This window comes from Priestia megaterium, from assembly GCF_041941685.1.
GTDB lineage: Bacteria > Bacillota > Bacilli > Bacillales > Bacillaceae_H > Priestia > Priestia megaterium_C.
On record NZ_CP130958.1, the window covers coordinates 1263999 to 1279173 of the forward strand.

Consider the following 15175-nt stretch of genomic DNA (forward strand, 5'->3'; position numbering starts at 1 on the left):
CATTGACAATCCTTTTTGAGTTGGCTTAATATGTAAGAAGTTAACGAGATTAATAACCGATAAATCCTAGCGGTATTTTTTATTTAGTATATAATCTACGAATTCAATTTAAATAAATAGCAACTTTCTTATTAAGAGTAGGTGGAGGGACTAGCCCGATGAAGCCCGGCAACCGACTTAACGCATGTTAAGCACGGTGCTAATTCTTGCAGCAGCAGCTGAGAGATAAGAAGAGCAACGAAAGCCTCTTCTTAATTACAGAAGAGGTTTTTTTATTAACGATATTAAACAGCAAGGGAGTTTTTAGCATAATGAGCGAAATCGTTGCAAGCTACTTACTACATGATAATAAAGGGAATTTTCATAAAAAAGCGGAAGGAATCGCTTTAGGACTAACCGTCGGCTCATGGACAGATCTGCCGCTTTTAGATCAACAGCAGCTTCAAAAGCATAAAGGGCGTGTCGTGTCCGTAACTGAGCTTCAAGATTGCGAACGTGTAAACGGATATTTAGGCGGAGAAATTAAGCAGGCTATTGTCAAAATTGCTTATCCAACTGCCAACTTTTCAAGCGATTTACCGGCTATTTTAGTTACGGTTTTCGGAAAACTATCACTTGATGGAAAAGTGAAATTATTAGACTTGGATTTTCCTGATGAATTATTAGCTGAATTCCCAGGACCGCGCTTTGGAATAGAAGGTATCCGAGAGAAACTAGGCGTTTATGACCGTCCGCTTGTGATGAGTATTTTTAAAGGCGTGATTGGAAGAGACATGACGTACTTAACAACTCAGCTGCGTGAGCAAGCGCTTGGCGGAGTGGATTTGGTTAAAGACGACGAGATTTTGTTTGATAGTGAACGAACACCTTTTGAAGCTCGTGTTACAGAAGGAAAAAAAGTACTGCATGAAGTATACGAAAAAACGGGACACCGCACGCTGTATGCGATTAATTTAACGGGACGAACGTTTGAATTAAAAGAAAAAGCGAGAAAAGCAGCTGAGCTAGGAGCCGAGGCTCTTTTATTCAACGTATTTGCTTACGGGTTAGACGTACTGCAGGCACTTCGAGAAGATGATGAAATTAACTTGCCGATTATGGCACACCCAGCTGTTAGCGGAGCGCTTACGCCATCAGAATTTTACGGTTTTTCAAATTCATTACTGCTTGGAAAGCTATTGCGTTTAGCCGGAGCAGATTTCTCACTGTTTCCATCACCATACGGAAGCGTAGCGCTTTCTCTTGAAGATACGACAGGCATTGCCTACGAATTAACGCGTCCTGTATACAAATATAAGCAGTCTTTCCCAGTTCCTTCTGCAGGAATTCATCCTGGAATGGTACCACAGCTTGTGAAGGACTTTGGAATCGACAGTATCATTAATGCAGGAGGCGGAGTTCACGGTCATCCAGACGGAGCTATCGGAGGAGGAAAAGCATTCCGTGCGGCGATAGATGCAGTACTCTCTCATCAAACACTAGCCGAAAAAGCTGAAGAATCAAAAGAGTTGCAAAAAGCTTTGCAACTATGGGGAACAGTAGAGGTGAAAGCATGACATCGTTAAAAATCTTTTGTGACTTTGATGGAACAATCACAAATAGCGATAACATTATTGCTATTATGAAACAATTTGCTCCTCCGGAGTGGGAAAGTATTAAAGACGACGTGTTGGCACAGCGCGTCTCCATTCAAGAAGGAGTAGGGCAAATGTTTGCCTTGCTCCCCGTGGAATTAAAGGAAGATATTATTTCTTATATTTTAGAGACGTCTGCTATTCGAGATGGATTTGATGATTTTATTGCCTATACAAAAGAGCACCATATTCCGCTTTATATTGTAAGCGGAGGAATTGACTTTTTTGTAAAACCACTTTTGGGAAATCGAGTTGCGGAGGAAATGCTCTACTGCAACGGATCTGACTTTTCCGGTGAGCATATTTCCATTACGTGGCCTCATACATGTGATAAACAGTGTACAAATGACTGCGGCTGCTGTAAGCCAACGATTATTCGCCATCTTGCAGATGAAAGAGATCATACGGTTGTTATTGGCGATTCAATTACGGATTTACAGGCTGCCAAATTAGCTGATACGGTCATTGCACGTGACTTTTTAATTAAAAAATGCGAAGAGCTATCTCTACCGTATCGTCCTTTTTCTACTTTTTATGATGTAATTCATCATTTACAAGAATTAACAGAAGAGGTGAAAGCATGAGTATCATGGCTCAGCAAAGGTTGCATGAGCTTGCGGATATAAAAGACGAGTTGGCAGAGCGCGATTGGTTCTTCGGTACAAGCGGAAACTTAGCAATTAAAGTGGACCAAAATCCGACAACTTTCTTTGTATCAGCAAGTGGAAAAGACAAAAGAAAACGTACAAATGAAGATTTTTTATTAGTTGATCAATACGGAAAGCCTGCAGAAGAAACGCATTTAAAGCCTTCTGCTGAAACGCTTTTACACGTTAAGATTTACGATTTAACGAATGCTGGGTGCAGTCTTCATGTACATACAATCGACAACAACGTAATCTCTGAACTGTACGGAGATGAAGGCGTTATTTCATTCAAAGGTCAAGAAATTATTAAGGCGCTAGGTATTTGGGAAGAAAATGCGGAAATTACTGTTCCGATTATTCCGAATTACGCAGATATTCCGACACTAGCAGAAGAGTTTTCTTATCATATAAAAGGCGATCAAGGCGCGATTTTGATTCGTAACCACGGGATTACGGTATGGGGGAGAAATGCATTTGAAACAAAAAAAGCGCTAGAAGCCTATGAATTTCTATTTAGCTACCATGTCAAATTACTGTCACTTAAAGGCATTAAGCCAAAGGTGCATTTATAAAAGGAGGAAACAACAATGGCGCAAATTCGCTTACATGCAAACAATAAAAGGATTGAAACCCAAGAGGAAGTATCAGCTTTTCTGGCAAACAATGAAGTTATTTATGAAAACTGGGACATTACAAAACTTCCAGAAAATCTTCGTGAAAAATATGATTTAACTGATGAAGAAAAAACAGAAATTTTAAACGCTTTTGGTGAGGATATTAAAGATATTTCTGAACGCCGCGGCTATAAAGCTCAAGATGTTATCTCGTTATCGGAATCTACACCAAATATTGATGAATTGTTAAAAAACTTTCAGCGCAAGCATATTCATACAGATGACGAAGTTCGCTTTATTGTAAGCGGTCATGGAATCTTTGTTATTCAAGGAAAAGACGGCGAATTTTTTGATGTGGAATTAGAGCCGGGCGATTTAATTTCAGTACCAGAAAACATTCTTCATTACTTTACACTAATGGAAGATCGTAAAGTAGTCGCTCTCCGAATTTTCGTGACAACTGAAGGATGGGTACCTATTTACGCATAACAATTACTTGTAAAGCATAGGTCATCATCACCCCGCTTTTACATCTAAAAGCGGGGTATTCTTTGGATTAATATAAAACTAACTATTTTTATGTGAATAATAAGTTTAATAGGAGGAACACCATGAAAAAAGGTAAAAAAATGCTGTGGCCACTTACTATGCTCGTGCTTCTAGTCTTTGCACTGGCTGCCTGTACGAAAGAACAGCCAAGTCTAAACGAGAAAGCACAGGCAGCTCCAGCGCAGCAAGCGGCTTCTGCTAAGCCTGTACAGCAAGAAGGAAAAAGGGTTACGAAAGATACAAAAATTGCGCTTATTTCTGAATTTACGTCAGGCACTCACGCTGCTCAGTACATAACAGGTGTGACAAAAGCGGCTAAAAAAGCAGGAGTACAGCTATCCGTTTCTGATTCAAACAATGATCAATCTAAAATGGCTGCTTATTTAGACACGGCTATTAACCAAAATGTTGACGGTATTATGATTGACCACGGCCGAGCTGAAACCCTTGAACCTGGCGTGAAGCGCGCGATCGCAAAAGGAATTCCCGTTATTGCAACAGACGTAGAATTAAAAGTAGAAGGCGTTACAATCATCGATCAAGACGATTATATGCTTGCGCTCCAGGGACTGAAACAAATGATGCAGGACATTAATGGAAAAGGAAACATTGTATATGCGTTTGTTGGAGGCTTTGCGCCGATGGAAAAGCGCGACAGCATTTATAAAATTATGATGAATCGCTATCCAGATGTAAAACAAATTGCTACGTTTGGAAGCGCAACGGACAACACCTCATTAGACACACAAAATAAAATGGCAGCTGTGTTGAAGCAGTATCCAAATAAAGGAGACATTGCGGCTGTTTGGGCACCTTGGGACGAATTTGCAAAAGGAGTAACAAGAGCGATTAAAGAAGCAGGACGAGACGAGATTAAAGTGTACGGAGTAGACTTATCTGATGAAGATCTGCAAATGATGCAGGAAAAAAACAGCCCGTGGAAAGCGTCAGCTGCCGTAAATCCAGCTTCAGTAGGAGAAAAGCAAGTTGATCTGCTTCTTAAAAAGATTTCCGGTCAAGAGATCCCTCGTTATTATTCCTTTGATCCGGTTTTAGTCAAACAAACAGACTTGCCTAATCAAACGATTAATATGGATCAGCTTAGTCAGTACGTAGAAGAATGGGGTAAAAAAGAATAGAAGTGGAGGGACAGATATGACGAATGAGCTTTCAATGAAGAACATAACAAAAAACTTTGGTTCTTTTCAAGCGCTGAACAAAGTTGATTTTACTGTTCAAAAAGGGGAAATCCATGCTTTATTGGGAGCCAATGGTGCCGGTAAAAGTACGCTGATGAAAATATTGTGCGGAGCTTACGATGAGTACAAAGGAAAAATCTTCAAAAACGGAGGAGAAATCTCCATTTCTTCTCCTAAAGAAGCTAAGCGCCACGGCATCGGCATTGTACATCAAGAAGTAGATGTAGCGCTGATTCCTTCGCTGTCAGTAGCTGAAAACATTGTGTTAGACGTGCAGGCTTCTAATGAAAGTAAGACATTTGTAAACTGGAAATCTATTTATAAGAAGGCGGAAGAAGCTCTTTCTTTACTTGGTTCTTCTCTATCCGTCAGAAAAAATGTTGTTGATTTAACTCTATCAGAAAAACAGCAGGTGCTTATTGCACGTGCAATTGTACAGAATGTTGATTATTTAATTTTGGATGAACCAACCGCACCTCTTAGTGTGGAAGAGACGAAACAATTGTTTTCTGTGATGAGAGAGCTGAAGAAAAGCGGAGTAGGCATTATTTACATTTCACATCGCCTTCAAGAAGTGGTTGATATTTGCGACCGCTTAACGGTTTTAAAGGACGGACGCTATGTAGCTACAAAAGAAACTTCACATACATCAATTGAAGACGTGATTACGCTCATGTTAGGAACTTCTTCTGTAAAGCAGTGGGTCAAAAAGTCAGTAGAAATTGGAAACGTACTTTTACATGTAGAAGCATTATCTCTTCCAGGGCACCTTTCTAATATCTCTTTTCATGTAAAAGAAGGAGAAGTAGTCGGTATTGCAGGGCTTGTAGGAGCGGGGAAAACGGAGCTTTGCCGAAGTCTATTTGGTTTAGAGCAATATGTGAGCGGCAGCGTTCGGTTAAAAGACAAGAAATTAAAGTTGAATAAGCAGCCGTATTATTATATTTCACAAGGCCTTTCTCTTGTTCCTGAAGAACGAAGAAAAGAAGGAATTTTTGTTCATGAATCGATTGCCGATAACTTAGTTTTGCCAAGTCTGTCCCGCTTTACAAATTATTCGTTTCTAAGGCGAGGAAAGATCAAAGAAAAAGCGCAGAAAACGACTGGGCAAGTTGGCGTAAAGTCTCATTCTATCGAGCAGTCAGTTGGAACGTTAAGCGGTGGAAATCAGCAGAAAGTAGCAATCGGAAAATGGCTTGTTACGGATTCTGACGTACTATTGTTCGATGAGCCAACTAAAGGGGTCGATGTGGGCTCTAAACGAGAAATATTCGACTTAATTACAAATCTTGTGTCACAGCAAAAAGGCGTTGTTTATGCAACCTGTGAATTCGAGGAGCTGCTAGGGGTAGCGGATCGAATTTATGTTATGTACAACGGAAAAATCGTAAAAGAATTATCCAAAGAAGAAGCAACTAGTGAAAAATTATTTTATTATACAGCAGGAGGAGTAAAAGCATGAGTGCGGAGTATGTAACAGAACCTGTAGCGAAACCAAAGAGAAAAATAAGCGTTTTCGACTTTTTTTATAAATATGGGACAGTCTTAATGATTTTTGTTATTATGATTATTTTTTTCATTGCCACACCTAACTTTTTAACAGGAGAAAACATTAGTGATATCCTGCGCTCTATTTCCATTGTTACCTTAATCGCGCTTGGTGTAACGATATCGTTAACCGTCAACGGACTCGATTTATCTGTAGGGTCTACGGCTGGGTTAGCCACTATTTTATCAGCTTCTATGCTTGTTTTACACAGACAAGAAATTGCAGTCGCTATCATTGTTCCGATTATTGCATCGCTTCTTATCGGGTTAGTAAATGCTTTTTTAGTAGTGAAAGTAAAGATTCCTGATATTTTAGCCACTCTTTCAATGATGTTCATCGTACAAGGAATTTTATTAACGTATACAAAAGGCTCAGCTATTTATACCAATATGCCTTTATCAAGCGGAGACAGAGCTCCGGGAATTTTCATTCCATCTTTCCTTGCACTGGGGCAAGGTCATTTACTAGGTATTCCTGTCCCTGTTATCATTATGCTGCTGACTGTGCTGCTTGTTCATATCGTTTTTTCCTATACGAAGTTTGGGCGTTTTTTCTACGTAACAGGAGGGAACATAGAAGCAGCAAGACTTTCGGGTGTACCGGTTAACCGTTATCGCATGTATGCCTATATGTTTTCAGGTTTGCTTGCTGGAATTGGAGGAGTCGTTTTAGCTGCCCGTATTGGAGTAGGAGAAGTGAACGCCGGCTCACCATTTTTAATGGATGCCGTAGCTGCTACATACATTGGCTTTTCCGTATTTGGAGCAGGGAAACCGAATGTATTCGGGACGCTGATTGGCTCTATTTTAATTGGTGTGCTGTTAAACGGATTAACGATGCTAAATGTTCCGTATTATATGCAAGACATTATTAAAGGGGCTGTATTAGCAGGAGCCTTGGCTTTAACGTATTACCGCTCAAAACAAACATCCACGGCTGTGTAAACAGCCGTTTTTTTTCGTTTGAAATCGGGAAGAATAAGGAAAAACAATAGTATAGCCTATTATTTATGTAGAAAGAGGGAGTATAGATGAAACGTGTCGTCATTATAGGAGGAGTAGCCGCCGGAATGAGCGCAGCTTCACAGCTTCGCCGGATGAAAGAAAAAGAAGAAGTGGAAATCTTTGTGTTTGAAAAAGGTGGAGATATCTCTTACAGCGCATGTGGTATGCCTTACTATCTGTCAGGTGTTGTAAAAGAAAAAGACGATTTGATTGCTCGGACGAAACAAGAGTTTGAGGAGCGAAACATCTCCGTCCATCTTTTTCACGAAGTAAAAGAAGTAAATCATACAAAAAAATACATAGTAGCACAGGATCTAAAAACGCACGCTGAAAAAGAGGTAACATACGATGAACTCATCATTGCAACTGGAACATCGGCTGTTAAACCTAATTTTATGAGCAACAACATGCCGAATGTATGCACATTAAAGTCATTAGAAGACAGCGAAAGAATCTATACATATCTGCAGGCTCACTCCGTAGAGAAAGTCACCATTATCGGCGGAGGATATGTCGGAATGGAAGTAGCTGAAGCAATGAAGGCTTTGGGAAAAGAAGTACGCATCATTGAACAGGGAAAGCAGATTCTATCTATTTTAGATCAAGAAATGGCAGAGCATTTGCAAAAACAGCTAGATGACGACATTTTATTTCATTTCGAAGAAGAAGTCGAAGCATTGCTGCATTCAGATGGTTCCGTCACTCACGTTCAAACAAACCGTCAAACATATCAAACAGATTTAGTGATTGTAAATGTAGGAGTTCGTCCGAATACGCAATTTTTAGAAAGAAACGGACTAAGGATGCTTGAAAATGGAGCTATTTTAGTAAACGAGAAGTTGGAAACCAACGTGCCTCATATCTACGCAGCAGGAGATTGTGCAACGAGCTATCACCGCGTATTAAAAAAAGATGTTCATATTGCTCTTGGAACCATTGCTAATAAGCAAGGAAGAGTTCTAGGTTACCGATTAGGGGGAGAAAATAGAGAATTTCCGGGTGTTGTAGGTACAAGCATTGTCAAAGTGATGGACTATGAAATTGGAAAAACCGGCATTTCAGAAAGAGAAGCAAGAGAAAATTCTCTTTTATACAAAGCCATTACAGCAGAGGCTCCGAGTCATGCTTCTTACTATCCAGGAGCTGAAAAGATTGTGATAAAACTTGTTTATCATCCTGAAACAAAAGAGATTTTGGGGGTTCAAATGATTGGTAAAGAAGGAGTAGCAAAACGAATCGATGTATTTGCCACAGCTATTACTTGCCGCCTCACAACAGATGAAATAACAATGTTAGATCTTTCGTATGCCCCTCCTTTTGCTACGGTATGGGATGCTGTACAAATTGCTGCTCAGAAAGCTCAATAGAAAAAGATACAGGGACAAAAGTATGTTAGCTGAAGGAAGATCCGAACGAAGTGATTCTTGATTAAGAATCAACTTCGTTCGGATTTTTTTATGGTGAGGGTGAACGCAGGCTTCATATATTTAGCTGCTTCTAGCTGTTGATTGGAGGGCAAGGCGAAAACTCCTGCGGGACAAGCGGTTCAGCTCATGTATCCCATTTGTTCGTTTTTAGATTGTATTGATTTCGTTATGTCTCAACCTCTTTTTCTATTCGACAAGCAGCATCTTTTGTCGAAAAACAAGTTGTAAAAAAAAGATAAATGGTATTCCTATAGTAATGTAAGCGTTTGTAAATTCCGACAAAATAATTTTTTTTGCAAAAAAAATGTCTATTATTGCGACTCTATTTACATATTTAGTAGAATTTGTAATAATGCGTTATAAGCTAATTTCTTTGTCATAGGAGAGGATTTTGTGTTTGGAGTGAGAAATAGAACGAAATCAGAGAGATTATTAGTAGAAATCGTCCAAAAAAGACAAAAGATGGTGCAGATCGGAGAAGAAAAAGGTTTGACTAATGAAGAAACCGTTACCTGTAGTCAAGAGCTTGATCAGCTCTTACTCGTTTATCAAAAGCAGCTTTTAAAAGAAGAGGAAGAAAAGACATCGTTTGCCACACTGATTAGCCGCTTTTTATCTTTTTCAAAGCTGTAATGCAGGACAAGCATTCGGGATCGGGCAGTAAAACAATTATGCTGCCCGTGGCCTCTCTTCACCTTTAAAAAATGTTAATTAAAAAGATCATAAACAAAATACCAAAAATAAACGAATAGGTAGCAAATCTTTCATTTCCATCGCCGTGACTTTCCGGAATCAACTCTTTATAAATAATAAAAAGCATGGCTCCAGCAGCAAAAGCTAATCCATATGAAACGAGAGAGTCAACAAAATTAGTTAAATAAAACCCGAGTAAAGACGTTGCAATCTCAACGGAGCCTGTAAGGGTAGCAATTAAAAATGCTTTTATTTTACTGATATGTTGCTGAGCTAAAAATAGCGCGACCAACAGTCCTTCAGGTGCATTTTGAAGGCCGATTGCAAGGGCGATTAAGTTCCCTGTATTTTCAACATTTGAAGCGTAGCTAACACCAACAGACAGTCCTTCAGGAAGGTTATGCAAAGTAATAGCGGAAACAATTAAAAGTGCTTTTTCATCAAACTGAATGCCGGTTTTAGAATGCTCAAGATCAATGTGAGGAATATTCTGCTCCAAGAGTGTTAATGTTACAACTCCAAGCAGTAAGCCAATGGCTAAGGGAAAAAAACCGCCGCTTTGAAGAGATTCTGGAATCAAGCTCATAGTAGAAGCTGCTGTCATAATACCTGCAGTGAGCGCAAGAAGTATATCTTTCCAGCGATGAGTGAGTTCTTGATTCAAAAACAGAATAGGCAAAGCGCCTACTCCAGTCGATAGCGAAGAAAGAATGCTTCCAATTAGTACTTCAGTCATAAACCGTCTCCTTTTACATATTCTTCTTTTTATCCTCAATTCACATCGTTCTTTTAGTTTATGTTTTTTTGGTTTCTATGAGCATGACTATTTTAAAAGTGAATAGCTTTATGCAATAACCTTACAAAAAAAGTTGAACCAGTGAAGGTTCAACTTTTTAGGTAAAGTACAACTCCTGAACTTGGTTAGCAATGTGCTCAAGCTTATTGGAAACTTGAGGAATGCCATATCCTACATACAAAGGAGATGTGGCAAAGCGAGGAATGATTTTCGCCGCAATTTTGCCGTTTTTAAGATTATAAAAAAATAAGTTGTAGCTCGTGCAGCTACGATGAAAATGGTTTAATAAATAGTGAGCAGCCGTTTGAAGATAATCTGCAAACGCGTGCAGTTCTTTGGCAAGCTGATCCGTTATCACGTTAAATTCAAAAAAGCCCATTCTAGGTTTTACAGATAAATTAAATGTGACGTGTTCATTTTGGGCAATTGTGACTCCTTCAAACTGCTCTAGTTTCACATTTTCATTTACATCCATCTCATTTAAACCAATAATTTGCATATGAGGATGTCGTAATGATCCTCCGGACATGGGACCATGGTTTTTAAAGAAAAGAACAGAAGCATATTCTCCGCTGTTCATCATAGATATCCATCGTTCAGTAGCGAAGCTCAGCAAGTTGTATAGATGTTCCTTTGGATAAATAGATAGTTCTGAAGTACATTCATCGGTCTCAATAATAACCGTCTGATAAGCATCTTGCAGAACGGGAAACTTATTTTTCAGCCAAATGATAGGTCCTTGTTTTTCAATGATGCCTGTAAGAGATTCTACGTCGCAAAAGGGACAGGGGTTTTGCCGGTTAACGATTGTTTCAGGCTTTTGTGAACCAATTGCGGAATTAAATAATAAATGGGTTGGTTTCATAATCATTCACCTTTTTATGTAATGGTCATATGTTTATTGTATTAAAAGCATATGTATAAATCCACTTATATACATTTTTTATCAAAAAAATTGTACAAGCGGAGAGAATAACCGATGAAATAAGCCTGCTTTGATTGACTTTGAAGGGAAATTTTAGTATTATCTTGATATCAAGATAATATTAAAGGAACTGATTAAAATGACGAATGATGTAACTAGAGAAGAGTTAGACCAATCTCTTAAATTATTTATTGTACTATCTCGTGCCAATCGTTCAATTAATGATCATGTGCATAAATTTATTCAACAGCATGGAATGAATCCAACCGAATTTGCTGTCCTAGAGTTATTGTACCACAAAGGCCAGCAGCCTCTTCAGCAAATTGGCGGAAAAATTCTACTCGCAAGCGGCAGTATTACGTATGTAGTAGACAAGCTTGAGAAAAAAGGTTTCTTAGAGCGCGTTGCTTGTCCGAACGATCGCCGTGTAACCTATGCAGCTATCACCAAGCAGGGCAAGGAAATGATTGAAAGCATGTTTCCGAGTCATGAAAAAAGAATTCATGATATTTTATCCGTTCTGTCTAGCGAAGAAAAGGAAGTTGCCATTTCGATGCTTAAGAAACTAGGGCACTATGCAGATGAATTTTTGCCGGAATCGACTAATTAATTAAGGAAAGCTCGTTTGTTTCTGTTGAACAAACGAGTTTTTTTCTATGACTTCTTTCATGACCAATCGACATAAAAATAAAAAGTGACAAAAAATTGAAATTAACAGGAATACAACTGGATAAAAACGAATTAGGTTACATACAGACAATAGAGGAAGGGGAACAAATGATGAAATTTGAAGATTATACATATACGCGACCTGATATGAATGAAATTGAAAAGCAGTTTGAAAAGGCCATTACACATTTTACGGAAGCAGCGTCAGTCAGTCAGCAAAACGAGGCAATTCGTCTAGCAAATGATGCGTATTCCCAGTACAGCACAATGGGGAACATCTGCTATATTCGTCATTCTATCGACACAGCGAATGAATTTTATAAAGAAGAACAAGATTATTTTGATGAAACACAGCCGCTTTTAGAAGGATATGTAGAGAAATTTTACAAAGCATTAATCTCTTCGCCTTTTAAACAGCAACTAGAAGAAAAGTGGGGCAAGCAGCTGTTCTCTCTTGCTGAAATGCAGTTAAAAACGTTCTCTCCGGAAATAGTAAAAGAGCTCCAGGAAGAAAACAAGCTATCGTCTCAATATACGAAACTAGTGGCGTCAGCTAAAATTGTATTTGAAGGAGAAGAAAGAACGTTAGCTCAGCTCGATCCGTTTATGGAGTCACCTGATCGAGAAATGAGAAAAAAGCAGCAGAAGCGAAATTTCAATTTTTTAGCGATCATGAAGAGGAATTTGATGATATTTATGACAAGCTTGTAAAAGTGCGGACCAAGCTTGCTGAAAAATTAGGCTATAAAAATTTCGTAGAAGTGGGCTATGCTCGTATGTCTAGAATAGGCTACGATGCTGAAATGGTTGCCGCTTTTCGCAAACAAGTAAAAGAGTATATTGTTCCCCTTACTGAAAAACTAAAAAAGCGTCAGCAGGAAAGAATTCAAGTAGAGAGCTTAACTTATTATGATGAACCATTTCAGTTTGAAACAGGAAACGCAGTGCCAAAAGGTGATGAAAAGTGGATTATTGAAAATGGACGGGTTATGTATAAGGAGCTTTCTAAAGAGACGGACGAATTTTTTTCATTTATGCTTGAAAATAATTTGATGGATTTAGTCGCTAAAAAGGGCAAAGCAGGCGGAGGCTACTGTACGTTTATTGAAGAATACAAAGCGCCGTTTATTTTTTCAAATTTTAATGGAACATCAGGCGATATTGATGTGTTAACGCATGAAGCAGGGCATGCTTTTCAAGTGTATTCCAGCCGAGATATGGAAACCAATGAGTATCACTGGCCTACGCATGAAGGAGCTGAAATTCATTCGATGAGCATGGAGTATTTTACATGGCCTTGGATGGAATTGTTCTTTAAAGAAGACAAAGATAAATACCAGTTTTCTCATTTAAGCTCAGGCTTAACTTTCTTGCCCTACGGGGTAGCGGTAGATGAATTTCAGCATGCTGTATACGAACGCCCTGAGATGACGCCTTCGGAACGAAAACAAACGTGGCGAGAAATCGAAAAGAAATATATGCCTTCTAAAAACTATGACGGCCATCACTATCTAGAAAGCGGGGGCTTCTGGCAGCGCCAGCTTCATATTTACACGTCTCCGTTTTATTATATTGATTACACGCTCGCTCAAATTTGTGCATTTCAATTTTGGAAAAAAGATCGAGAAAATGATGAACAAGCATGGCAAGATTACGTTCATTTGTGTAAGCTTGGCGGAAGTAAGCCGTTTTTAGAATTAGTAGAGGAAGCGAATTTGATCTCTCCATTCGAAGAGGGCTGCGTGCAGTCTGTAGTAGATGAAATTGAAAACTATTTAAATAGTATTGATGATAAAAAGCTATAAAAAAAGCCGCGTTTGCGGCTTTTTTTATTGACATGTTCCTTCTTTCCATAGAGGAATCGTAAGGGTAACGCTGGTTCCTTCTCCAACAGTGCTTTTAATCTCAAATATTCCTTTATGCTGATACAAAATGTTTTTAATCACAACAAGTCCAAGACCGGTACCTGAGGGCTTCGTGGTAAAAAAAGGCTTTTGAATGTGCGTAAGCAAATTTGAAGGAATGCCGACTCCTGTATCTTTAATGAAAATAGTAAGATCTTTAGTATGCTGAGTAACGTTTAAATGAATTTCTCCTCCGCTAGGCATAGCTTCGAGCGCATTTTTTAATAAATTAATGAGTACTTGCTTAATTTGATTTGCATCACAGCAGATGTATGTATGCGGGGCTTCCACCTGCGTTTTAACTACGATATTTTTTAATATACATTCTGATTCATACAGAAGAATAACGTCATTTAAAATAGTAGAGAATGCATGCTTTTTCATAACCGTATCATGAGGTTTAGCGAGCAATAAAAATTCTCCAACGATTGAGTTAATACGATTAAGTTCGCTCAGCATGATGGTTGTATAAGAATGATAGCGGCTGCTGTCTTCATGAATAAGCTGAATAAACCCATTCAGAGAAGTAAGCGGATTTCGAATTTCATGAGCAATTCCCGCTGCCATTTCGCCGGCTAAAGATAACTTATCGGTTTGGCGCAGAAATTTTTCTGTTTCCTTTTCTTCGGTAAGGTCGCGTGAAATACCAAAAAGCGCAACGACCTGTTTATCACGATTAAAAATAGGTGAAACAGTGATTTCTACATCAATTACTTTGCCGTCTTTTCGCTTGTCTTGGGTTTCAAAGGCAACCAGTGTTTCTCCTTTTTTACCCCTTTCTAATCGGCTTTCAGCGTCGCCTTTTAAGCCAACAGGAATAGATGGAATGGCTTTTCCGACAATTTCTTCCGCTTTCCATCCGTATATTTGCTCAAAAGCATCGTTTACTTTAATCACTTTACCGTCTAAACTGAACACGGCAATGGCGTCGCGGTTGTATGTAAAAAAAGATTGTAAATACTCTTGAGCTGAGTACAGTTCATCTTCGGTTTTGTTCATTTTGACCGTCGTGATGGCAATCAACTTTTTAGAGAAATGAGCACAGTACAACAAAATAATCATTGTGATCAGCGTAAATAGAATGAAATAAACGATATCTAATTTCACGAAAGTCACAGATGTAAAAAGAGTGTTGCTTACATAAAAGTACAAAACAATTATTATGGACATTAATGTAGAAATTACAATAGCGATATAGCTATAATAAATAAAGCTAACAATTATTCCAAGAAACAAAAACAAATAATTAATAACAGCAGGTTCAATAGATGTCATGTACGCAATATAGGCATAATAGCATATGAAAAAAGAATACATAATGATGGCAGGGTGAAAACGAAAGTAATACATAGCCGTCACTAACAGTAATAAAATCCCTCCGCTTATAAAAACAATTATATGAGGATCAGCTGCAATGAAGTGGTATAACACAATGTGGACAAAATATAGCAGCCAAAAAATAAGTAAAAGAATAAAATTCCGTTTTTTTATGAGGTTGTGTGATTCCATAAAAAATCCCTTTCTTAAATGGTGAATAATTTTATAGGAGAATAACTTTATAGTCA

The 15175-nt window shown here is 38.5% G+C and carries 13 protein-coding genes, 1 pseudogene and 1 riboswitch; of the genes and pseudogenes, 11 read left to right on the forward strand and 3 right to left on the reverse strand.

Features of this window, described 5'->3' with window-relative positions; genetic code table 11:
* The first annotated feature begins 125 nt into the window (after positions 1–125).
* Positions 126–232, forward strand: a riboswitch (SAM riboswitch).
* 79 nt (positions 233–311) lie between these two features.
* The 9 genes from mtnW (at position 312) to Q5794_RS06655 (ending at position 9256) form a co-directional block, all read left to right on the forward strand.
* A complete protein-coding gene (gene mtnW / locus Q5794_RS06615) occupies positions 312–1556 on the forward strand; it encodes a 2,3-diketo-5-methylthiopentyl-1-phosphate enolase (protein ID WP_374988907.1) in 1245 nt (414 codons plus the stop codon).
* Positions 1553–2218 (forward strand): 2-hydroxy-3-keto-5-methylthiopentenyl-1-phosphate phosphatase, encoded by a 666-nt coding sequence (locus tag Q5794_RS06620; protein WP_048020344.1) that lies wholly within the window; start codon positions 1553–1555, stop codon positions 2216–2218. Before mtnW ends, Q5794_RS06620 begins: the two co-directional genes overlap by 4 nt.
* Positions 2215–2853, forward strand: coding sequence for a methylthioribulose 1-phosphate dehydratase (locus Q5794_RS06625; RefSeq protein WP_374988908.1), 639 nt, complete (start codon positions 2215–2217; stop codon positions 2851–2853). The genes Q5794_RS06620 and Q5794_RS06625 overlap by 4 nt, the downstream gene beginning before the upstream one ends.
* Positions 2854–2868: 15 nt before the next feature.
* Positions 2869–3384 carry an acireductone dioxygenase gene (locus Q5794_RS06630; RefSeq protein WP_214985542.1) on the forward strand — a complete coding sequence of 172 codons (516 nt, stop codon included), beginning with the start codon at positions 2869–2871 and terminating at the stop codon, positions 3382–3384.
* A gap of 122 nt (positions 3385–3506) precedes the next feature.
* On the forward strand, positions 3507–4583 hold the full coding sequence (locus Q5794_RS06635) for a sugar ABC transporter substrate-binding protein (RefSeq protein ID WP_214985544.1): 1077 nt from the start codon (positions 3507–3509) through the stop codon (positions 4581–4583).
* A gap of 16 nt (positions 4584–4599) precedes the next feature.
* Positions 4600–6105, forward strand: a complete 1506-nt coding sequence (locus Q5794_RS06640; RefSeq protein WP_374988909.1) for a sugar ABC transporter ATP-binding protein — start codon at positions 4600–4602, stop codon at positions 6103–6105.
* On the forward strand, positions 6102–7136 hold the full coding sequence (locus Q5794_RS06645; RefSeq protein WP_374988910.1) for an ABC transporter permease: 1035 nt from the start codon (positions 6102–6104) through the stop codon (positions 7134–7136). Before Q5794_RS06640 ends, Q5794_RS06645 begins: the two co-directional genes overlap by 4 nt.
* 86 nt (positions 7137–7222) lie before the next feature.
* Positions 7223–8563 (forward strand): CoA-disulfide reductase, encoded by a 1341-nt coding sequence (locus Q5794_RS06650; protein ID WP_374988911.1) that lies wholly within the window; start codon positions 7223–7225, stop codon positions 8561–8563.
* Between the two features lie 453 nt (positions 8564–9016).
* The gene (locus tag Q5794_RS06655) at positions 9017–9256 is read left to right on the forward strand and encodes an aspartyl-phosphate phosphatase Spo0E family protein (protein WP_057238729.1); all 240 of its coding nucleotides are present in this window, start codon (positions 9017–9019) and stop codon (positions 9254–9256) included.
* Positions 9257–9320: 64 nt separating this feature from the next.
* Here Q5794_RS06655 and Q5794_RS06660 read toward each other — a convergent pair whose 3' ends face one another.
* Together Q5794_RS06660 and Q5794_RS06665 are read right to left on the reverse strand one after the other, a co-directional pair.
* Positions 9321–10052, reverse strand: coding sequence for a ZIP family metal transporter (locus Q5794_RS06660; protein ID WP_057238727.1), 732 nt, complete (start codon positions 10050–10052; stop codon positions 9321–9323).
* A gap of 157 nt (positions 10053–10209) precedes the next feature.
* Complete coding sequence (locus Q5794_RS06665) at positions 10210–10977, reverse strand: DUF4931 domain-containing protein (protein ID WP_374988912.1); 768 nt, start codon at positions 10975–10977, stop codon at positions 10210–10212.
* Positions 10978–11176: 199 nt separating this feature from the next.
* Here Q5794_RS06665 and Q5794_RS06670 point away from each other — a divergent pair, with 199 nt between their 5' ends.
* Both Q5794_RS06670 and Q5794_RS06675 read left to right on the forward strand, forming a co-directional pair.
* Entirely contained in the window at positions 11177–11647 is a 471-nt protein-coding gene (locus tag Q5794_RS06670; protein ID WP_013082231.1) for a MarR family winged helix-turn-helix transcriptional regulator, read from the forward strand.
* A gap of 170 nt (positions 11648–11817) precedes the next feature.
* Positions 11818–13511, forward strand: a pseudogene (locus tag Q5794_RS06675) (M3 family oligoendopeptidase).
* Positions 13512–13535: 24 nt separating this feature from the next.
* Here Q5794_RS06675 and Q5794_RS06680 read toward each other — a convergent pair.
* The gene (locus Q5794_RS06680; RefSeq protein ID WP_214985551.1) at positions 13536–15119 is read right to left on the reverse strand and encodes a PAS domain S-box protein; all 1584 of its coding nucleotides are present in this window, start codon (positions 15117–15119) and stop codon (positions 13536–13538) included.
* Positions 15120–15175: the final 56 nt, after the last annotated feature.